22 protein-coding genes and 2 pseudogenes are annotated in these 20,960 nt (G+C 52.7%); 12 read left to right on the top strand and 12 right to left on the bottom strand.

Annotated elements, in window-relative coordinates; genetic code table 11:
- Positions 1–59: 59 nt before the first annotated feature.
- Positions 60–971 (top strand): retron St85 family RNA-directed DNA polymerase, encoded by a 912-nt coding sequence (locus tag ACWKXN_RS17530; RefSeq protein ID WP_454544080.1) that lies wholly within the window; start codon positions 60–62, stop codon positions 969–971.
- Between the two features lie 43 nt (positions 972–1,014).
- Here ACWKXN_RS17530 and ACWKXN_RS17525 read toward each other — a convergent pair whose 3' ends face one another.
- The gene (locus ACWKXN_RS17525; protein WP_045631216.1) at positions 1,015–1,206 is read right to left on the bottom strand and encodes a toxin-antitoxin system HicB family antitoxin; all 192 of its coding nucleotides are present in this window, start codon (positions 1,204–1,206) and stop codon (positions 1,015–1,017) included.
- Between the two features lie 91 nt (positions 1,207–1,297).
- Here ACWKXN_RS17525 and ACWKXN_RS17520 point away from each other — a divergent pair.
- Positions 1,298–1,638: pseudogene (locus ACWKXN_RS17520) on the top strand (SymE family type I addiction module toxin).
- A gap of 629 nt (positions 1,639–2,267) precedes the next feature.
- On the opposite strand, the gene ACWKXN_RS17515 reads toward ACWKXN_RS17520, so the two are convergent.
- The 8 genes from ACWKXN_RS17515 to ACWKXN_RS17480 form a co-directional block, all read right to left on the bottom strand.
- On the bottom strand, positions 2,268–2,750 hold the full coding sequence (locus ACWKXN_RS17515; protein WP_454544079.1) for an Hcp family type VI secretion system effector: 483 nt from the start codon (positions 2,748–2,750) through the stop codon (positions 2,268–2,270).
- 11 nt (positions 2,751–2,761) lie between these two features.
- Positions 2,762–3,106, bottom strand: coding sequence for a putative T6SS immunity periplasmic lipoprotein (locus ACWKXN_RS17510; protein WP_454544078.1), 345 nt, complete (start codon positions 3,104–3,106; stop codon positions 2,762–2,764).
- Positions 3,103–3,645, bottom strand: coding sequence for a type IV secretion protein Rhs (locus ACWKXN_RS17505; RefSeq protein WP_109845908.1), 543 nt, complete (start codon positions 3,643–3,645; stop codon positions 3,103–3,105). Before ACWKXN_RS17505 ends, ACWKXN_RS17510 begins: the two co-directional genes overlap by 4 nt.
- 126 nt (positions 3,646–3,771) lie before the next feature.
- Positions 3,772–4,215 carry an acetyltransferase gene (locus ACWKXN_RS17500; RefSeq protein ID WP_454544077.1) on the bottom strand — a complete coding sequence of 148 codons (444 nt, stop codon included), beginning with the start codon at positions 4,213–4,215 and terminating at the stop codon, positions 3,772–3,774.
- Positions 4,216–4,342: 127 nt separating this feature from the next.
- Positions 4,343–5,341, bottom strand: a complete 999-nt coding sequence (locus ACWKXN_RS17495) for a class I SAM-dependent methyltransferase (RefSeq protein ID WP_064673829.1) — start codon at positions 5,339–5,341, stop codon at positions 4,343–4,345.
- Positions 5,342–5,426: 85 nt separating this feature from the next.
- The gene (locus tag ACWKXN_RS17490; protein WP_045143055.1) at positions 5,427–6,365 is read right to left on the bottom strand and encodes a GlxA family transcriptional regulator; all 939 of its coding nucleotides are present in this window, start codon (positions 6,363–6,365) and stop codon (positions 5,427–5,429) included.
- Positions 6,366–6,554: 189 nt separating this feature from the next.
- A complete protein-coding gene (locus ACWKXN_RS17485; RefSeq protein ID WP_023309865.1) occupies positions 6,555–7,034 on the bottom strand; it encodes a hypothetical protein in 480 nt (159 codons plus the stop codon).
- Between the two features lies 1 nt (position 7,035).
- The gene (locus ACWKXN_RS17480; RefSeq protein ID WP_320711199.1) at positions 7,036–7,797 is read right to left on the bottom strand and encodes a winged helix-turn-helix domain-containing protein; all 762 of its coding nucleotides are present in this window, start codon (positions 7,795–7,797) and stop codon (positions 7,036–7,038) included.
- A gap of 713 nt (positions 7,798–8,510) precedes the next feature.
- Here ACWKXN_RS17480 and ACWKXN_RS17475 point away from each other — a divergent pair.
- Genes ACWKXN_RS17475 through ACWKXN_RS17450 form a run of 6 tightly spaced genes read left to right on the top strand, consistent with a single transcriptional unit; the run spans position 8,511 to position 14,549 of the window.
- Positions 8,511–9,113 carry a helix-turn-helix transcriptional regulator gene (locus ACWKXN_RS17475; protein WP_087823667.1) on the top strand — a complete coding sequence of 201 codons (603 nt, stop codon included), beginning with the start codon at positions 8,511–8,513 and terminating at the stop codon, positions 9,111–9,113.
- A gap of 53 nt (positions 9,114–9,166) precedes the next feature.
- A complete protein-coding gene (locus tag ACWKXN_RS17470; RefSeq protein ID WP_029740784.1) occupies positions 9,167–9,751 on the top strand; it encodes a fimbrial protein in 585 nt (194 codons plus the stop codon).
- A 52-nt stretch (positions 9,752–9,803) separates the two neighbouring features.
- Positions 9,804–10,481, top strand: coding sequence for a fimbrial biogenesis chaperone (locus tag ACWKXN_RS17465; RefSeq protein ID WP_454544076.1), 678 nt, complete (start codon positions 9,804–9,806; stop codon positions 10,479–10,481).
- A gap of 23 nt (positions 10,482–10,504) precedes the next feature.
- The gene (locus ACWKXN_RS17460) at positions 10,505–13,030 is read left to right on the top strand and encodes a fimbria/pilus outer membrane usher protein (RefSeq protein ID WP_454544075.1); all 2,526 of its coding nucleotides are present in this window, start codon (positions 10,505–10,507) and stop codon (positions 13,028–13,030) included.
- Entirely contained in the window at positions 13,021–13,539 is a 519-nt protein-coding gene (locus ACWKXN_RS17455) for a fimbrial protein (protein ID WP_039263502.1), read from the top strand. Before ACWKXN_RS17460 ends, ACWKXN_RS17455 begins: the two co-directional genes overlap by 10 nt.
- Positions 13,539–14,549, top strand: coding sequence for a fimbrial protein (locus ACWKXN_RS17450; RefSeq protein WP_454544107.1), 1,011 nt, complete (start codon positions 13,539–13,541; stop codon positions 14,547–14,549). Before ACWKXN_RS17455 ends, ACWKXN_RS17450 begins: the two co-directional genes overlap by 1 nt.
- Positions 14,550–14,552: 3 nt before the next feature.
- Here the strand turns inward: ACWKXN_RS17450 and ACWKXN_RS17445 are convergent, their stop codons facing one another.
- On the bottom strand, positions 14,553–15,077 hold the full coding sequence (locus ACWKXN_RS17445) for a lipocalin family protein (RefSeq protein ID WP_047059663.1): 525 nt from the start codon (positions 15,075–15,077) through the stop codon (positions 14,553–14,555).
- A 117-nt stretch (positions 15,078–15,194) separates the two neighbouring features.
- Here ACWKXN_RS17445 and ACWKXN_RS17440 point away from each other — a divergent pair, with 117 nt between their 5' ends.
- The 4 genes from ACWKXN_RS17440 (at position 15,195) to ACWKXN_RS17425 (ending at position 18,726) form a co-directional block, all read left to right on the top strand.
- Positions 15,195–15,920 (top strand): MerR family transcriptional regulator, encoded by a 726-nt coding sequence (locus ACWKXN_RS17440; protein WP_032661978.1) that lies wholly within the window; start codon positions 15,195–15,197, stop codon positions 15,918–15,920.
- Positions 15,921–16,019: 99 nt separating this feature from the next.
- The gene (gene uraH, locus ACWKXN_RS17435; RefSeq protein WP_033147068.1) at positions 16,020–16,430 is read left to right on the top strand and encodes a hydroxyisourate hydrolase; all 411 of its coding nucleotides are present in this window, start codon (positions 16,020–16,022) and stop codon (positions 16,428–16,430) included.
- A gap of 102 nt (positions 16,431–16,532) precedes the next feature.
- Positions 16,533–17,492, top strand: coding sequence for a YbgA family protein (locus ACWKXN_RS17430; protein ID WP_094935840.1), 960 nt, complete (start codon positions 16,533–16,535; stop codon positions 17,490–17,492).
- Between the two features lie 145 nt (positions 17,493–17,637).
- On the top strand, positions 17,638–18,726 hold the full coding sequence (locus ACWKXN_RS17425; protein WP_454544074.1) for an AAA family ATPase: 1,089 nt from the start codon (positions 17,638–17,640) through the stop codon (positions 18,724–18,726).
- Between the two features lie 38 nt (positions 18,727–18,764).
- Here ACWKXN_RS17425 and ACWKXN_RS17420 read toward each other — a convergent pair whose 3' ends face one another.
- Together ACWKXN_RS17420 and ACWKXN_RS17415 are read right to left on the bottom strand one after the other, a co-directional pair.
- On the bottom strand, positions 18,765–19,220 hold the full coding sequence (locus ACWKXN_RS17420) for a hypothetical protein (protein ID WP_058841828.1): 456 nt from the start codon (positions 19,218–19,220) through the stop codon (positions 18,765–18,767).
- Positions 19,221–20,618: 1,398 nt separating this feature from the next.
- A pseudogene (locus ACWKXN_RS17415) lies at positions 20,619–20,960 on the bottom strand (VENN motif pre-toxin domain-containing protein); the annotation flags it as partial.

The raw sequence follows: 20,960 nt of genomic DNA, 5'->3' as shown, positions 1-20,960 counted from the left end.
GGCTCTCCTTAGCCGTTAGGAGTTAGCACCATTTACGCTTTATTAATTTGGAGCTTATTTTGGCCAAACACTCTCAAAGCTTATATACTCAAAGGTTACTTTTCTTACCCATCTTACAAAGCATAGAAGATCTTTCCGTTAAGACACGACTGCCACATGCATTGCTTTCGCAATATTTAACTGATAACTCTCGATACTATTGTCACATCAAAGTACCAAAAAAAACTAGTGGTTATAGGTCAATTGATAGCCCAAATCGACAGTTAAAAGCTTTGCAACGATGGATATTACGTAATATTCTCGAAAAACTGCAGTCATCACCATATGCCACTGGTTTTATATCAGGCATATCATTAAAACAAAACGTTCAGCCGCATTCCGGAAATCAATATATTCTAAAATTGGATATAAAAGATTTTTTCCCTAGCATTAAAGCGAGCTATGTTTACTCTATTTTCAGAGCCGCTGGTTACTCCAAAAAAATAGCTTTCCATTTAACATCTATATGTACTTTAAACGGCTATCTACCACAAGGTGCCCCCTCTTCTCCTTGCTTATCAAATCTTGTTTCTTTGAGAATGGATCAGCGAATTGGGAAATATTGTGATAGACATGCGCTTACCTATACCAGATATGCAGATGATATATCAATATCAGGTAATAAACTTAGTGTTATAAAAAAAGCTTGGACCGTTGTTAAGTTAATCATTTGTGAGGAGGGTTACTCAATAAACAAAAAGAAAGAAATGCTTTCTGGACCACGCTCCCGAAGAGAAATTACTGGAATTATAGCAACCCCTAAATTGGGCATCGGTCAGAACAGTTATAACTCTTATAGAAATAAAATATTTCACCTTTCTAAGAAAGGTGATCCTAATAGCAAAGAAATTATTCTTGGCATCTTAGCTTTTATTAAAAGCGTTGATTTAGAAAGGCATGATAAGCTATTACGATACTATAAAAAGTTGTAATTAGGATTATTAAGCTTAATACTTTCCAAAATTTTATCTTATTTTATCCTTTTGGAGTTACTCCCTTTTGCCTCAGAGCCTCCCTCGCTAGCTCCTTTAACCAGCTGGCGAGGCTCACACCTTCCTCAGCCGCCACAGCATCCAACTGCTCCTTCAATGCCGGATCAATACGCATCTTAAACTGCGGAGACTGCCCACCGCCTTTTGGTTTTTTTTCGCGCGATATGATTGACATGAGGCCACCTAAACCTCCTGTATTTGCAACGCTCCGATGTGCGGGAACACAACCGGAGCGTCTAACCTCACCAACTATCAAGGAGTTGATTATGGCTGATTCGCATTCTACCCCAGACACCGACCAATCCGGAACAGAGCGTTCGTTAATTGTGGGATACCGCCCGAATGTTTTCGACAAATCCACCCCAAAAATCATCCTTTCCGGCAAGTGGCTGCGCGCGGCGGGTTTTGATACCGGACGGCAGGTCACGATAAAAGTCATGAAAGGATGCATCGTTTTGGTGGCGTATAATGAGCAGGAGCAGAGGTTGCAGGTGATTATAAACGGACGAAGGCAAAGCTTATTGAGATAGAGGACGCGCTTGCGGCGATTCAAACTCAGCGTCCTGGAAAGCGCCTCGCAAAACCAAATACAAACCATCTGGCTTAGCGGCTGTTTCTGGCATACTACAAGTGAGTTGGGTTAATCTTTAAAAAGAGGGAGGCGACATATGAGATGTCTCCCTATATGAAAGCCTCTTTTTATTTTTCAATAAGCTTTAGCACATTTTTTCTATCTATTGATAGATAGAAAATATTCATTGCACTAATTGTTAATGTTTTATCGCATTTATTGTTGGAGGCTTTGCAAGGCCAGTCACATTTTAATTTCACTTCGCATATTAAGCTTTTTAATGAGACCAACATCAACGGATAATTTTTATTTTGAAAAGGCACCATATAAAAGACGAAGTAAAAATTATGAGAACATTTAAGATGGCCATTCTAAAAGTGGACTGTAATGAATAGCATTAAGCTCTGGTTAAAAGAACAAATTCTCTTCATTCTTCGAGGCTTAGTACCATTACTATGTGTCATTATTTTTGCTTTGTTTGCCGTAACATGGCTACCAGAAAAAACTGCAATGAATTTGATATGGATTTTTGTTACAATCGTAGGCTTATACATTCTTTTATCAAAAAGAACATAACTGCTCTTTACGATTATTAATTTCAGTGCACAACTAAATCATTTAGACCTCTCCCTATAGGGAGAGGGATCCAATCGTCACTAACGGCATCAGTGAGGCACCTTATTCCAGTGATCCTCATATTTAATGTGTCCCTCCAGATAAAACCACTCGATACCGCGGTAACGAATCCCGATACTTTCCATCATATTATGACCAGGCGCCCCCGGAACCCAAGTATGGGCAGCATCGATAGACATAATCACGATACTATCCAGCGTTATGCGGTACACCTCGAATTCAAATCCTGCTTCGTTCACATCATAGTAGTGGATAACCGCTTTCTGTAGCCTTTTGCTTTGACATAAAGCATCTGCAAAGTAAGGCGACGTTTTGTCGATCTGCTTATGGATAGTGAATGCCCCATGTTCTCTGGCACCCATAAGATTGCCCGTGCTGGCGCTGCAAACCTGATGGATGTGGTAATTGCTGTTAAGGATCTCAATCGCACCTTCTCTGCCCGAAACATTGCAGCTGCCTTTGATCGGGTTTCCATTTTCATCATAAAGAAACATGTATGCGGGTAATGACATTGACTTTCCTCCTAATGATAATTTATGACTCTGCCGTCATTATCCTTGAAAAATGGATAGTAATAATTTCGCTCATTCAAGGTATAAGAGATTTCATAGGCATAGCCAGCTGGCAAGGCAATCTCGATACAACTATCTGGATATGAACGCCTTTGAAATTTGGTCGCAAACTCTTTATATTCACCGTGTTGCATAGACGAAATTGTATATCCATTCAAAATATCTTTTTCGTCAACACTAAAACAAAAATGATTGCCATTTATCATGATCGTTCGCTGCTCAGGAATATTCAGGTTTTCACCCGGACAACCGGTCAACATTGAGATAATCGGAATGAATAGAATTTTTAGTTTCACTGTGGAAAGTCTCCTAAAATAACTTCATACCGCCTGAGAAGATCCTGTTTTGGTTCCGATGGGTCATAATCAATGAGTTTATGCAGGTTGCTGCGGGGATCAAATCCATAGGTATTGAGCAGCCAGAAATCACTGACGATAGAGGCTTGTTGCTCGAGACCGTAATCAAGCAAGTGATGTTTATCTAAATGGTAGGAATAGTCGACAGCCCAGGAGAATGCTCCGCGAAGGCGTACCATCATACCGTGCTGATGCTGCCAAACATGCATCATTTCATGCAGAAAAAGATGCGCTCCGACGATACGAGACATTCTTTGATGGGACATGGAAAAGTCGTTTTCATACGTACCTTCCATAAAATAAATCTCACCGTTTGGCGTCATTGCGGTTCTGAAATTCTGCATATTGAAGGGCAAATAACTTCCCCGATGAATCCACACTTCATTATAACGAATACTTAAACCATAAAGTGTTTTGGCAAGGTTAATTTCACCGAGCGTTAGCAGTCGCACTCCGCCAATTTTTATTCCATCGCTCATCTGCGCTCTCCTTTTCGAGAGCTATATTAATATCACCGTAACTTAATACAATTATTTTTTTAATGAATGATAAGGGTGTAATTATATCCCTCAGAAATTACGGTAACGTTTTAAATTATCTATTGATTATTTATACTCACCCAACCGCATATGCAGCAACGGAAACGGATTCCCCTGCCCGTCCAGTTCCGAGCGTCCGACCTGCTCAAACCCCATATGGCGATAAAATCCCACGCCCTGCGGGTTCTGCTCATTCACGTCCACTTCGTTCGCGCCGAACGCTGCGATGGCGTGTTGCAGCAGCAATTTCCCGACGCCCTTCCCGCGGCTCGCGTCATCAACAAACAGCATTTCAATGCGGTTTTCATCCACGCCTAAAAAGCCGTGAATAACGCCTGCGTCATCGCGAGCGATTACGACCTTGAGGTTTGGCAGATAGGCGTTGAGCAATAACGGGCGCAGCGCCGCAATATCGCTTTCCTGTAAAAAGTAATGGGTGGCGCGGACGGAGGATTCCCAGATCGCGACCAGACGTTCAAAGTGTGTGGGGAGTGCGGTTTCTATTTTCATGGGGGGATCATGTTGGGAAAATCTTACTAATGCAAGTCACTCTGTGCGCCCTGCTCCCCCTCACCCTAGCCCTCTCCCTCAGGGAGAGGGAACCGATTGTGCGGTTTGTCCCCCCACACAGCTCGCGCTAAACCCTAATCTCCATCACCGCGTACACCCCGTCCTTCGGCACCACCACGGTGACGTTTTCCACCGGCACGCCCGCCGCGAGGTGAATATCCTGCAGCTGCTGTAACGATCTCGGGTGAATATCCTCCCAGCCGATACCCCGCAGCACAAAGTCAATTTGCGGGCTGCTGGTGAGCATGTTCGACACAATCACCGCGCCGCCGGGCTTAACCAGCCGCAGCGCGCGCTGGAGAAAAATCACCGCATCGGTATCGTTGAAGTATTCGAAAATCCCAAGCGCGTCGACCAGTTCGGCCTGATGCTCGCCCAGCTCCAGCAGCAGGTCCTCGTTACGCACCAGCGTATGGAGCAGGTTGCGCCTGAGCAGCGTCAGCTGTTCGCCCACCACAATCCCTTCCTGCGCCGCCATGGTTTCGGCCCAGCTGAGCGCCACCGGGTCTTTGTCCACCAGCGTGAGATACACCCGCTGGCCGTCAAGCTTTGCTTCGCGCAGCGCCTCCAGCACCGGGATGGCGGCACCGCTCGCGAGGCTAACCCAGTTGTTCTCGCTCTCATTATGAATGTACTTATCCACCAGCGCGGCCAGCACCCTGGCGCGGGATCGCACGCCAACCGCATCGTTAGCGTGTATAAACCACTGGCGGCTGTCGCTGTCCATTTTCGTGCCGTCGGGCAGGCGGTCCTCCAGCGGGTTTTGCACCACAAACAGCGCCAGCGCGGAGGGCACCAGCCGGGTGCGCCACGCGGTGAGCGCCGGGCGGTTGCGGAAGGCCTGTTCGGAATAGCGGTTCTGCGGGACAAGCACGGCCTGCCCCCCTTCGTCGTATTCCACTCTCGGAGGCCGGAGCGCTGGCTCGGCTTTCAGGGCGCGGTCAAGGGAGGCGATCTCACGGGCAGCGTCGTCTTTCATCGGCCACTGGTCGCTGACGTCGGGAAATGACGCGCTGAAAATCGTCATATTTTCCGGTGCATCGCCGCGAAAAGGCTGCCAGTTCATGTCGTCTTCCCTCCGTTAGGCTTTTAACGGAAGTCTATCCAGGCGAGCCAGTAATACCCTACGAAGAAAGCACGAAATAGGTGCATCAGTTCTGCGACGTGCGCCATACCCCCGGCGTGCAGCCGTACTCGGTCTGAAAATGACGAATAAAATGGGCGCAGTCGCTAAACCGCATCCGCCGCGCAATATCCGTCACGCTTTGCTGAGAGTTTTTCAGCAGCCAGCAGGCATAGCGCAGCCTGGCGCTGCGAATAAATTCCCGCGCCGTTTTGCCAAACTCGGCGTGAAACAGGCGGTTAAGCTGGCGTTCGCTCAGCTTAACGTCCTGCGCGAGCCTGGCGGCGTTCAGCGGGTGAGTCAGATACTGTTCGACGATCGTCACCGCCCTGCGCAGCCGTGAATCAGGGATCATGGCGATATTCGCGGGCCGCGGCGTGGCGGCGTCATGCGGAGGAAGGGACAGCCGCCGGGAGGTGGTGGCCGCAATGTCGTCTCCCCCGTGGGCGCGGATCAGCGCCGTTACCAGGGTGAGCGTTGAGATCCCGCCCGGGCAGGTCAGCACATCGCCTTCGTCGATAAAATCGAGGCCTTGCTCAGCATAAACCTGCGGAAACCGTTGCGTGAAAACGTCATGGTGATGAGGATGAATCGAGGCGCGGCGCTCGTTCAGTAAGCCTTCCTCCGCCAGAATAAAGCTGCCGGTACCAATACCAATCAGGGGAACGTTGTTGTGATAAGCCTCCGTGAGAAACGCTCTGTCGCCACGGTGTCCCTGGTGAAGATGCTCCAGACCTCCGCCGATCGCCGCAATATAGTCGAAGTCGCCGGGCGGCGCATGGGCGGCCTCAGGCCGCACGCTGAGCCCTGAGCTGCTCACTACCGGTAAGTCGGGGTAAGTGCTTATCAGGCTGAGTTTAAAGCGTATTTTCTGGCTACGCTTCTGGACGCTGGATGCAATACGTAACGCCTCTATTAATCCTGAATATGCGAAAAGCGAGAAATGGGGCCACAGGAGTAAACCCATATGCAGGGATTTATTCCGTGCAGGCGTCATTCTGACGCTATCATCAATTATATTTTTCATTAACTTGCCGAAGAATAATTACATTATCGCAACATTATTGTCGCTGTTATATTTTCCTAAGATAGGTCCTGGCTGTTAAATCAAGCATAAATGATGCCCGCAAAAAATTAAAAACATTTCTCCCTGTCGCTATCCGTTTTTTGACGTGTGGCACACATAGGTCGGCAGCGTTCCCAGAATAAATAAATAATTCTCATTCTGCTGTTTCTTAATACGCATATAAATATTCTTATTCGGATAGATAAAAAATAAGGGCTCGTACTTCTCCAGCCAGCTGTCGCTGATGTTGTCGTCCGGAAATTTCATATTGCGTATGGACGTCAGATTATAGACGCTGTCTTTGCGCTCAATCTGAAAGAAAACTTTGCGATTCAGGGTCTTCGTGGGATCGCTTTTCAACCGGCCATTCATGCTGAGTATTCCGCTGTTACCCTCCACGGTGTAATTCAGCCACAGAGAGAGCGTTTCATCACGGTGATGCTGAATAAAGTTCGCCTGGCAGGAAAAGGGCTGGATGTAATGGCGATGCCAGAGGTAATACGCTGCCACGACAGCCCCCATCAACAGGCACAGGCAGAGCGCAACAAGCGTTTGACGGTAGCGAACCATACTAGCGATCCTCTATAAAATAATCGGACATACAGCGGTTGGGTTCCGTCATTGGCCTGTCACAGCGAATGACCGATGCGCGAGGCAGCAGGATGTAGCCGCTGACGTACACCCAGGGATAGTTCGCGCACTGGTCCTTAAACGGGGCGGCATAGGCCAGGGCTTTATCCCTGTCGCGCTGCGTTTCAATATCGCGAGAAAAATAGAGCTGGCATTCGCCCATCTTCATCGCGAAGCGATACCCGTCAACGAAATAGCTGTCATGCAGCAGGTTATGGCTGATAACGCTCACGCCAGCCAGCATCAGCAATAGCACCAGCGCGCCCGGCAGCCAGAAGCGGCGTGTCGGGGGCGTCGGGCCGACAGTCTCTTCGCAGACATCCGGAGCAGCACGTTCTTCCTCATCAGCCTGCGGCTGCGTCTCTTTAACGGTGATTTGCGTATCGCTTGCGAGCGTCAGCCCAATGCGCGGGATAGTGACAATCGGATCGGTTTCAAACCCCACTTTCTTCAACCCCTTACGCAGAATAGAAATATTCTGGTAGTAGGTATTAGGCGAAACCAGCATCCCCCGGCGCTGCCAGACAATATCCATGCACTCCTGTTGAGTCACAATACTTCCGACTCTTTCTATTAATAACAACAAACAGCGGCCCGCCGGGGAATTTAATACCACCACCCGGTCAGGATTGTTGAGATCGCGTAATGTGCTGGCCGCTGGATGAAACTCTACCAGGCCATTAATAATGTAATGCTTATGCATAGAATGGGCTAAATACCTCCGGTCAACGCCTGTTGCTCCAGTAGATTCCCTTCACGGTTAACCTGCGTATCCCTCGCCTGTGTAAGGATTAATGTGACGGATAAATGCGCAACTGTATATCCTGGCGCCTGGCGCCTGGCGAAAAATCTTATTTTTCCTTTCTCTTTATCTGACCGGTCTGAAGTTTTCTTAACCGCGATTTTAAGCCGTCTTGACACTGACAAAACTCGACAAAGGCGCCCGTTGAACGCTTTAGCCATCATTGTCTGAATTATTCAGCGCGCTTAATTTGTTTTTTTAATAAAAAGCAGAGAGAACGCGCTCTGCCAGCGGGTTTCGAAATTACGACCAATTCGAAAGCTGTCGTCTTAATTAACAATTTCGGTGCGAAACTGTTAGCCACCGTCAGTAACAACCCGCGTCGCATGACGTCTCCAGACTCTTTCCTTACAAAACATTTATTAAAGCCAACTTTTCAATAAAAACTACCGGTATGATTATTTACAGGCAGATAAGCAAAAGCCGGTTCAGCGAGGAGAAATTGACGCTACACCTAAACCGTACTTAAAACAAATTAAGATTAATTCAGGTTACCTCTTTTACGCCCTGAGTATAGTGGGCTCACACCGTGCAATGCTTAATTGCTTCGAAAATACAGGCATCGTTCTGCCAGACAGACGAGTCTCATTACAATTATAAATCGAGGGAATGACATGGCGAATAAGCTCAACAACACACGTCATTTAAATATCGCGCTATTGGGTGGAGATCACTTTGCGCGCCAGGGGATCGCCGCGTTATTAAAAAATATTGTCCCGGCTATGCAGATTACAGCATCGATCGATAATTACGCGGAGATCGAAACGATACTCGCAGCCGCACCGGTAGACGTGATTTTTTTATCCGGCATGGAGAAATATCACGCGGGATATGACTGCCTGAAATATATCAGGAAGATGAAAGTACTTTATCCCGACGTACTTATTTGCATGTATTCCGCACCGGCAAATTCCTGGCTGTGGATACGCGGTGAAATAGACGCCTATCTCTCGCTGCAGGACCCGCTTTATCACTGGCGAGCCAGCGTATTAAAAATGGTCGATAGCCGTTATCGCCCACTAAAAAAACCCACGGCGTTATCGCTGACGCCGGGTGAATGGAGGGTATTGAAGGAACTGCGAAAGGGTCTGGATATGCGTTACATCGCCGAAACAGAGCAGCTTTCTTACCGTCGTGTCAGCGCGTTAAAAAGCTCAGCGATAAGAAAACTCGGGCTCAGGAACAAGACAGATTTGCTGGTCTTTTTAACCAGTTAGACCTGCTGCTTTCAGAGCAAATCTCGACATAACACCATAATGGAATCAGGACAATGAAAGCTCAATTCAATAATAAAACGCTGCTCGCGATCGCTATTGCGGCATTACTGCCAGCGGGCACGGCCCTGGCTGCCGGCACCAGCGGCGGCACGGTGAACTTTAGCGGCAAAGTGGTGACCTCCGCCTGCGCCATCAGCGCAGGAAGCGCCAACATTGACGTGGACATGGGTGAAGTGCGTACCGCAACGCTGGCGACCGCCGGCAGCGTTGCCAGCACGGCAAAAGCGTTTGCCATCACCCTGGAAGATTGCGAAATCGCCGATACCTCAGCCTCTACGGATGAGAACCCGATTGCCGCCACAACCGTGGCCGTCACCTTCACCGGCACGCCGGACACTTCCGATGTTAATAGCTTGTCCGTCGGAGCAAACGGCAGCGCCAACTCTGCGCAAAACGTGGCTATTCGCCTTTATGACGAGCAGGGCAACGTGGTGAACCTGGGTGAACCTGCTGCGGCCATCCCTCTGCGTAAGGGTGCCAACACCCTGAACTTCAGCGCGAAATATTACTCGCCGAAGGGCGGCGCCACCGCGGGTGATGCCAGCGCCGTCGCAACCTACACCGTGACCTATTCGTAATCTTCAGGCCCGGTCTGCGGCCGGGCCTGTCTTAGCTTTCAGGAGAAACACTATGCGCGTAAACACATGGATTTGCCTGGCGGGCGCGTTATGTTCCTCCGCCGTCTATGCCGGCGGCGTGGGGCTGGGCGCAACGCGAATGGTCTACTCCAGCGCCACCAGCCAGGCCATGATGCAGGTGAGAAACACCCATCCCGACGCTACGTTCCTCATCCAGTCGTGGATGGAGAATGAGAAAGGCGAACGCACCAACGACTTCGCGATCACGCCGCCGCTGTACGTCATAAAACCGGCCAGCGAAAGCGCGGTGAAAATCATGTTTAACGGCAAAGCCCTGCCAGCGGATCGGGAGACGCTCTACTGGATGACGGTCAAAGCCATCCCCCAGCAGGCGAAAAGCGGCGCCGGGAATACGCTGCAGTTTGCGTCGGCTAACCGCATCAAGGTCTTTTATCGCCCGGAGGGACTCAGCGAGAGCCCGGGAGAGGCGTGGAAAAAACTGGCCGGTGCCTATCGCGCCGGAAAAGTCACGCTCAGCAACCCCACGCCGTACTACCTCACCACCATCAACGTGAAAATTGACGGTATGCCGGTGCAGCCGGTGATGGTGCCCCCGAAAAGCAGCGTGACCCTGGCCGAAACCTTCAGCCATGCGGGCAGCATGAGCTATCAGACCATTAACGATTACGGGGCATGGACCCCCGCCGCGCGCGCGTCGTTATCCCAATAATAAAAACAGTAAGGCGTGACCACGTGAAAATAAAAATCCTGTGCGCCACGGTGATCTCCCTGGTGATTCGGCAAGCCGTGGCTGCTGAAAGCGAGCTGCAATTTAATCCCGCGTTCCTCAACGGCGAGAGCGCAAACAGCGCCGATCTCGCCTGGGTCAACGCCGGGAGCGCGTTGCCGCCGGGTGATTACAACCTCAACGTATATATCAATACGAATTATGCGTTCACGGGTAACGTCACGTTCCGCCTTGCTGAAGACAGCACGGGTGAAGCGCTGCCCTGCCTCACGCCTGAACAATTCGCCGCGCTGGGCATCGATAGCCATCAGGCGAAGGGCGGCGACCTGCCGCTGGCGCAGCGCTGCATCTTCCTAACGAAGGCGTTTGCGGATACGCAGTTTGATCTGGACCAGAAGACGCTCACCCTGAGCTTCACCGTACCGCAAAGTGCGATGCGCAATTTGCCGCGCGGGTACGTCAGCCCGGAAAGCTGGGAGGCGGGCATTCCTGCCGCGTGGCTGAATTACGTGGTCAATGGCTCGAACAATGAGTATCGCGGCGAGACGCGCACGCGGGAACAGCAGCTGTTTGCGAGCCTCAACAGCGGCGTCAACCTGGGCGCGTGGCGGCTGCGTGATTTCACCACGTGGACCAAAGACAGCAATGAGCTCACCCACGTGCAGACCTGGCTGCAGCGCGATATTCACGCCCTGCGCGCGCAGGTGTATGCCGGGGAAACGTACACATCGGCGCAGGTGTTCGACTCCGTAGGCCTGCGCGGTATCGCCCTGAAAACCGATGACAACATGCTGCCCGCCAGCCTCAGCGGCTATGCACCTGAAGTTCGCGGCATCGCGCGCAGCAACGCCACGGTCACGGTTCGTCAGAACGGCAACATCATCTATCAAACCTCCGTCCCGCCGGGGGCGTTTGTGCTGAAAGATCTCTACCCGACCTCCTCGGGAGGCGATCTGGCGGTCACCATTCAGGAGAACGACGGCAGCAAAACGCAATACACGCTCCCCTTTGCCAGCGTGCCGAACCTGGTGCGTAACGGACAGGTGAAATATGCCCTCGGCGCCGGGAAATACCGTCCGACGGGCAATCAGGACGCGCCCGCTTTCGCGCAGGGCGAGCTGTTCTACGGCTGGCGATACGGCCTGACGTTTTACGGCGGGGCGCAGTTTGCCGATCGCTATAACGGCCTGGCCCTCGGGTTTGGGCAAAACCTCGGCCGCTTTGGCGCCTACTCCATCGACCTGACCCACGCCCGCAGCCAGCTGGCGGACGATCGGCGCTATACCGGTGATTCGGTGCGCCTGCGCTACAGCAAGCTGCTGAACGACATTGGCACGCGGGTGAATTTCTTCTCGCTGCGCTACTCCACGAAAGGGTTTTATACCCTCAGCGACACCACGTACAAAGGCATGTCGGGCGGATCGCCAAAGCAGACGGTGGAAGACGATGGCACCGTCACCACCCAATACGACACCGTGTACAACCTGCGCATGTCGCGCAAGGCAAAAAACCAGCTGCTGCTGTCGCAGCCGATGGGACAATACGGCTCGCTGTCACTGTCGTGGGATCAGCAGACCTACTGGAACACGTCAAATACCACGCAAAGCCTGCAGTTTGCGTGGAACGCCACGTTTCGCAACGTGTCGCTTGGCGTCAGCGTCCAGCGAAGCTCGAGCCTGTATGACGACAAGAAAGATAACATCCTGTCGATGTCGATTTCGGTCCCGCTGGGCAACCCGACGCTGTCGACCCGCGCGCGCTTTACCACGACCCATGCGGACTCCACCGGCACAACCACCAGCACGGGCGTGAGCGGCTACCTGCCGGGTGAGGAGAATCTGTTCTATAGCGTCAACCAGCGCTACAGCTCCCGACAGCACTACGGCGGCGATGCCACCTTGCAATACGAAGGCGCGTGGGGAGACTACAACCTGGGCTACAGCTACGCCAGCGACTCCCGCAACCTCAGCTACGGCATCAGCGGCGGCGCGGTAGTGCATGAAGATGGCCTGACGCTGAGCCAGCCGCTCGGAAATACCAACATTCTGGTAAAAGCCCCGGGAGCCAGCAATGTCGCCGTGCTTAACCATAAGGGCATCAAAACGGACGGCCGTGGCTACGCGGTGATCCCGTACGCTACGCCGTACCGCGTTAACCAGGTCGCGCTGGACGTGACGACCGCCGGCAACGACGTGGAGCTGGAAAACGCCATCGCCAACAAAACGCCTACCGATGGCGCCCTGGTTCGCGCCACCTTCACCACGCACCAGGGGGCAAAAGCGATGTTTATCGTACGTCACGGCAACGACGTGCTCCCCTTCGGCACGCTGGTCTCGCTCGATGATGACAAAACCAGCGGCATCGTCGGCGATGGCGGCAGCCTGTATCTCTCCGGTTTGTCAGAGAAGGGCACGCTGAACGCCGTGTGGGGCCGCGGCAGCCGCCAGCGCTGCGCCATTACCTACGCCTTAAACAAGCAGAACTATAACGCCCGCACCGGTCTTTATTCTCAGGAGGTGGTATGTCAGTAACGCTTCGGATCGGCTGCCTTGCGCTGCTGCTGGTTTTCACGCTCCCCGTTCGCGGCTACGACGTGCTGGTCTCCGTCACCGGCAATTTGATCGGCAACACCTGCGTGGTGGCGCAGGACTCCGGGGAGCAAAACGTGCCGCTGGGCACCATTGGTATTAAACAGTTCAGCCGTGCCGGGGCCGTCAGCAATATCAAAACGCCCTTCACGCTCAGGCTTGAAGCGTGCGGGCCAACCTTTGCTGGCGTAAAAATTCGCTTCAGCGGTACGCCGGATGATGCCAACCCGCAGCTGCTGAAAATTGCCGACGGTGGCGCTACCGGCGTGGCGGTGCAGATCCTCGATAAAGAGAGCGTACTCATTCCCCTGAATACAAAGACCACCGCGTACGGAACGGCGGGGGATGACAGCGTACAGATGACCTTCTACGCGCAGCTGGTTGCCACTGCTACGCCGGTGAGCGCCGGTGATGTGTCAGCCCTCGCCACCTGGACAACGGAGTATCTATGATGCGTTTAGCGTTTCTTCTCGGCGGATTACTTTTCTGCGCCAGCGTGCAGGCTCTGGACTGGAAATCGGACATTACGCTCTCCCCTCAGCCGATGACCTACAGCGGGCCAGCGGATTCCGTGGTGCCGGGCAGCATTATCGGCTCGACCTGGAGCGCCACCGCCAGCGTGCAGCAGGTGTTCTGGTGCGGGCTTATTTTTACCTGCAACAAAGGCACGCTGCAGCCCAGCAGCAGCGCCATCTCAAGCGGTGCGACGGTCACCGTCGACGGCGCGAATTACACCATTTTTGAGACCGGCGTACCGGGCGTGGGGTATATCATCGGGCTGAAGGATTTTAAGAGTACGCAATATATTCCCCTGCAAACCGGTATCACGCAAAGCTACCCGGCAGAGGGCACCAGTGGGTTTGCCCAGGATCTGGGATGGTCAGCAAAGGTCACCTTTATTAAAACCGGTGCCGCCCTGAAATCCGGCGTCTATAACATCCCGACCATCAACGCCGCGGTGCTCACCGCCTATAACAACGAAACGAAAACGGCGCAGGTGATTATCAGCCCGACCACCATCACGGTGACCGCCAGCGGGTGTACGGTCGGCAGCAAAAACGCCAGCGTGGCGCTGGGCACCATTGATATTCGCACCCTGCCCACGATGGGAAGCACGTCGCCATCGGGGACGTTTACCGTCGGTCTGACCTGCGACGCGAACGTAGCGGTTCACGCCGTGATGACCGATCAGACCACGCCGTCGAACACCTCGTCGGTGGTGACCCTGACCGGAGATTCCACGGCGTCCGGCGTTGGGGTGCAGTTTTTCTACAACGGCAGCGGGCCGCTGACGATGGGGCCGGACAGCTCGGCCGCGGGTGCGACCGGCCAGTTCTTCATCCAGAGCACCACGGCGGCGCAGACGCTCACGTTACCGTTCCAGGCGCAGTACATCCGAACCGGCGAACTGGTCCCCGGCTCGGCCAACGCGCTGGCCAGCATTACGTTTTCCTACCAGTAGGGGCTACTGCTTCACCCACACCAGCTGATCGGTTCGGAAGCCCAGACCGCGCGCGGTGTTCAGGTAATCCTGCTTCACCGCATCCGGAATGGTTGGCGTGCGTGACAGGATCCACAGGTAGTCGCGGTTCGGGCCGCTGACCAGGGCGTACTGGTACTTATCGTCCAGCCTGATCACGTTATAGCCGCCGTAGAACGGGCCGAAGAAGGACACCTTCAGCGCGGCGGTGGTTGGCTCGCCGGTAAAGTACGCTTTGCCTTCGCTCTCGTTCCACTTGTTCTTCACCGGATCGTAGCCCCGGTTGAGCACGCTGATGCCGCCGTCGCTGCGCTTGCCGTAGGTGGCGGTTACCTGCTCCAGCCCGCGTTCAAAGCGGTTTTCCAGACGGGCGACCTCGTACCATTTGCCAAGATAGCGGCTGGCGTCAAAACCGGAAATCGGCTGCACGCCCTTCGGCGGCGTGGGGGATTTACAGGCGACCAGCGTCAGCGCAATGGCAACACCGGTCACTACAGGCCATAGCTTCATGAGAATTCCTTTCATTTGCACGGTTGGACGTTAAGTGTAGTGCACCGTTTCGGCGCTTCATCCCGTTCGGGAAAATTCGTAGTATATTGAGAGTATTCCTCCACTCTGGACACGGACATGGCTTACTCCATCGGCGAATTCGCCAGACTCAGCGGCATCACCGCCACCACCCTGCGGGCGTGGCAGCGTCGCTATGGTTTACTCAAGCCACAGCGCACGGAAGGCGGCCACCGCCAGTACAGCGACGAGGACGTCCAGCAGGCGCTAAAAATTCTCGACTGGGTCAAAAAAGGCGTCCCGATCGGCCAGGTCAAACCGCTGCTGGAACGCCCGATGCCGGGTCGGACCAACAACTGGCAAACCCTGCAGCAGAACATGCTGCAACGTCTGCAGGACGGCAAGGTCGAGTCCCTGCGCCAGATGATTTACGACGCCGGACGCGAATACCCAAGGCCGGAGCTGGTCGCGAACGTGCTGCGCCCGCTGCGCAGCCAGGTCTCGGCCAACGTCGCCGCCGCCATGACCCTGCGCGCGATCCTCGACGGCATCATCATCGCCTACACCTCGTTTTGCCTCGAAGGCGATAAAAAAGCGCCGGGCGATAATATTTTGCTCAGCGGCTGGCACCTGAACGACCCGTGCGAGATCTGGCTCGAAGCCTTAACGCGCACCGGGCAGGGCCACCGAATCGACATCCTGCCGGTTCCGCCTGACGCGCTGGCACCGGAAATTTTCCCGGAGCGCAAATGGCTTCTGGTCACCAGCGGCAAACTCACCGCCGGGCGGAAAAAACAGGTGGAGCAGTGGCAGCAGCAGGTATCGCTTGAAGTGATTATCCTCTGATAATTTTCTCCTGCGGGAATCTTCACGAAAAGTTGAATATTTTCCCGCGCCGCAGATGCTAACGTTTTCCTGTGACGAATAACTCAACAGGAAAACACCATGAAAAAAACTGCCCCTCTGCTGATCCTGGCCTCGATGGCCTTTGCCCCTGCTGCCTTTAGCGCCCCTGCCGGCACGCTGAGCGTCCACATTCTCGACCAGCAAACCGGGATGCCGCCATCAGACGTGACCGTTACGCTGGAGAAACAGCAGCAGGACAAATGGACCCCGATTGCCAGCGGTAAAACCGACCACGACGGCCGCATCAAATCGCTCTATCCGCAGGATCAGGACATGCAGCCTGGCGTGTATAAAGTGACCTTCAAAACCGCAGAGTACTTCCACGGCAAAAAGCTGGACTCCTTCTTCCCGGAGATCCCTGTGCTGTTTACCGTGACCCGCACCAACGAGAAGCTGCACATCCCGCTTCTGCTGAGCCAGTACGGTTACTCGACCTACAAGGGCAGCTAAGACGCGTTGATTTTAAAGGAATAAAAAAAATAGTTCCGCTAATACTTGGACAAATTAGTCATGTTGTGTAAGTTTTAATTATATGAACGGGAGGACTACACCATGACAACGAAACCTGTGCTCGGTATTAGCGGATGTTTGACCGGATCCGCCGTTCGCTTTGACGGCGGACACAAGCGTATGGGCTTCGTCATGGATGAGCTGGCCCAGTGGGTGAATTTCAGGCCCGTCTGCCCTGAAATGGCCATCGGCCTGCCGACGCCTCGCCCGGCCATACGCCTGACGCTGACGGACAGCGGCGAAACGCAGCTCCGTTTCAGCAAGCCGCCTCATGATGACCTCACGCAGAAAATGGCCGACTTTACGGCGGGCTATCTGCCAAAAATCGGCGATCTGTCGGGATTTATCGTCTGTGCAAAATCCCCAAGCTGCGGCCTGGAACGCGTGCGGCTGTACGATGAAAACGGCAACCGGGGCCGCAAGGAGGGCGTCGGGCTGTTCACCGCCGCCCTTCTTGAAACCTACCCGTGGCTGCCCGTCGAGGAAGATGGTCGGCTGCACGACCCGGTGCTGCGGGAAAACTTTATCGAGCGGGTATTTGCCCTGCACGAGCTAAACACGCTGCGCGCTAAAGGTCTGACGCGCCGTGGGCTGCTGGATTTTCACAGCCGCTATAAGCTTCAGCTACTGGCGCACCATCAGGCAGGCTATCGCGAAATCGGCCCGTTCGTTGCCTCGCTGCACGAGTGGGAAGACCTGGACGCCTTCTTCGTGGCGTATCGGGAAAAACTGATGACCATCCTGAAAAAACCCGCCTCGCGGAAGAATCACACCAACGTGCTGATGCATATCCAGGGATATTTCCGTAACCAGCTGAACACCCGCCAGCGCGGCGAGCTGCGCGACGTGATCCTGCACTATCGCAACGGACAGTTGCCTATTCTCGCCCCGATCACGCTGCTGAAGCACTACCTGGCCGAATACCCCGACCGGTATCTGATGACGCAAAACTACTTTGATCCCTATCCTGATGATTTGGGTCTGCGTCTGGCAGTCAAGTGATCATAAAAATGCGAAGGCCCCATTGACCCGTAGAGGCCCAAAGCAGTACCCCGTTTAGACGACATCCTCACTGTCGTCTCTTTTTTGCATTTCATCTCAAAGACTGTGATTATATACAGGCTTATTCTGCAAAAGGGGCCTGCCAGTGATCAACACCCTGCACATTCAAAACTACCGATCCATCCGCGACATGTCGCTGGAGCTGGAGCAGCTCAACATCGTCTTCGGGCCGAACGGCACCGGGAAATCCAATATTTACAAGGCGATACACCTGATGCACAGCGCCGCCCAGGGGCAATTTTCCCAGGCGCTGGCAAACGAGGGCGGCATTCTGAAGGTGTTCTGGGCAGGCAAAACCCGCAGCGACCAGCTGCGGCGGATGAATCTGGCGGTGGAAACAGAGACCTACGAATACGAGCTGCAGGTCGGGTTTGTGGAGAAGCTGCCCTATCCCTCGCAGTTTCAGCTCGATCCGGTGATCAAAGAGGAGTCCATCTGGCTGAGCGGCCAGCACCGTCGGCCTTCGTCACAGCTGATGAAGCGTAAGAACCAGGCGGTGTTTCTCAACAACGTGCATCACGAGAAAGTGACCCACAGCGGCACGCTGTACGAGAACGAATCGGTGTTCGGGCAGCTCGGCGAACCGCATCTTTACCCGGAAGTGTCGCAGATGCGCGAGTCCCTGCGTAACTGGCGCTTTTATCATGAGTTTTCTGTATCACTCGGCTCGGCGATGCGCGCCCCGCAGGTCGGCTTCCGCTCCCCGGTGCTGGCCAGCGACGGTGCCAACCTGGCGGCGGCATTTCAGACTATCGTCGAGATCGGCGACGAGCTGCTGCTGATGCGCATCCTTGACCAGGCCTTCCCCGGCTGCGTGTTTTACAGCGACAACACCGGCGGACGTTTTCGCATGATGATGCAGCGCGAGGGGCTGAGCAGGCCGCTGGAACCGGCGGAGTTCTCCGACGGCACCCTGCGCTTTCTGTGCCTGGCGGTAGCGCTGTTAAGCCCGCGCCCACCGGCGTTTATCGCGTTGAACGAACCGGAAAACAGCCTGCACCCGCAGATGCTTCCCGCGCTGGCGAGCTTAATCGCCGAGGCCAGCCGCTACTCGCAGATCTGGCTCACCAGCCACTCGCCGGAGCTGGCGAAGTTGATTGAGAAACAGCGATCGTTTTCGCTGTATCAACTGTCAATGGTGGAGGGGGAGACGCGGGTGGAGAGGCTGGGGTAGTCTCCAGGGGCACGGAGACTGTTTTGCAGTATCTCGCTTCAGTGAAGCATGCCAATAAAGAACCCCAGATACCCGGACCTGCTTAACCATATAAAGGGGCTGGTGAGGCCGGACCGCCGGAGATTAATCAACTCTCTCATGGGAGCCAGGCCATCATTTTTGATAACGACATTTTTTGCACAATAGCGACAATGCATAATCAGAAATAAAATCCCGGCGATCCCAAAACCAAAATAGCTTTCGCGACTGCCCCAAAAATGAGTGCTTAATTTTAAATAAGTTAATCCCCAGATAGTGACTAAAAAGGCGATAAATGAACATGCTGCGATGTTCATGTCTCGCTTACTACCCAGACCAAAAAAGAGCGCGTCAAAGAAAAACATCGGGGTAAACGGTGACTGGACGCTTCTTCCCGTCGCTTTACTAAAACGAAAAAAAACGACCGTTCCGACGAAAAATGCGAACAGCGCAATTCCTAATAGCAGATAAATCATTTAATTAATCCTTTTTGAAGGGCCAGGATATGAGTTCGGTACTGATAGAGTCGTTAAGTTTGGAGAGCAATAGCTCAGTAAAAACTGTAAAAACTGTAAAAACTTTTATCCAATCCCGTTAGGACGCTATTCCACACTCATTAGCATCTAATAAATGCTTGTTTTTTCTTATCTGTTCCCAGCTTTTTCAAATCAGACAGAAGCTATTCCCTCTCGTCCTCAGCCTCCGCACTTACGTACTTTTCGGTGAAGATTGTGATGTCCTTATCACCCCAAAAATATTCTCAACAACAACCAAATTCTATTATTTATATTTTTTCATTTTCAAGAATAAATTCACAAAAAACATGAGCACACCAAAAACAAACCCATTGAAGAGACTAAAGTTAAAGTCATCAAGGAAATTAACAATCGAATAAGAAGGCCAATGTCCTTCTATCAGTAAAGCAGTCAATCTGCTAGACACTGAAACTAAAACACATCCTGCTAAAAGGGTAACGAAACCCATAAGTAAAAAAAGAAGAAAGGAAAAAATTATTTTTTTCATTTCAATTTCCCCTTGACGTAATCTTCACCTGCTTTTCCCGCTCTCTCAGATAGATAGCCACCTGCTGTAGCACCTGCTATTGCTGGTAATTGGTTTACTTTAGGTGGCTCTATTATTGATGGCATTCTCGAATTTTGATAATCTTTAAACCCATTACTCCAAGGATTCCATACCTTATTATCAACCTTCTGAACACCCAACCCAAACAAATAACCTAACGTAGCTCCACCTGCAGCCCCGATCATAGGCGCTGTTGGATTCTTACCATCAATGAGGCTACTTATCCCTGCTCCTGCGGTGCTCACTGCTGTAGTTCCAACATATTTCATACCAGTTGTAGCTGCTCCAGTAATCATTGCTGTGATAAGACTATTCGGGCTAAATACCTCACTTGGATCATTATGGATATTGTACGCTTGAGACGTGGCGTTTGCGATTCCACTTGTAGCCGCAGAAACACCTCTTGTTGCTAATGTTGAACTGCCAATCAAGTCCGCAACAGCAGGAGCAACGGCACGACCAAGAATCGGTATTGAAAGAGAAATCGTTGCGATAGCTGCTTTAGGTATGTTGTTTGATCGCTGCATCTCGTCATAGTTATCAATCACTGGCGACAGCTGATTAATGCTGTACTGTGCCAGTTGCTTACAATCTGCATCACAACCCGGTGATTGCATAAGCTGAATAAGGTCATCCTGTTGTTTAACAAGATAATCCTTACTGATCTGTGTGTTCAGCGCTTTTTGCTGTTGAGCCGCATTCGCTTTGCTCGCAACATCCACCAGTTTCTTACGCTCTTCATCCGTTGATGCCGATTTATATTTCTCAAGCCATGAGGTTGTCTGGTCAGCGCTGAGATAATTATTCTCAACACTATTCTTCCCGGCACTGGCCCCGGCCGCCGCACCAGCCGTATTTCCCCCAGCAATCCCGCCGGCTATGCCCGCTGAAACAGATGCCAGCGTACTCACGGTCTGCTTCTGCTCTTCCGTCAGCTTCGACGGGTCTGTGTCCGGATAGAACTGTCTGGCGATAGCTGTCGCAATCAGTTCGCCGGATGCGGCTCCCACAGCGCCTGCTGCGGCACTGTTGCCCTGAAGGGCTGCGGTTACGCCGCCGAGGATGGCATGGGCAATCGCTTTTGCCGCCTTGTCGTCGTTAATGCCTGCGCGGTGACCGATGATGTGCGCCAG

It is taken from the genome of Enterobacter sp. UPMP2060 (assembly GCF_053709655.1).
Note: the sequence above shows the minus strand (reverse complement) of the source record. Positions and strands in the feature narration are given on the sequence as shown.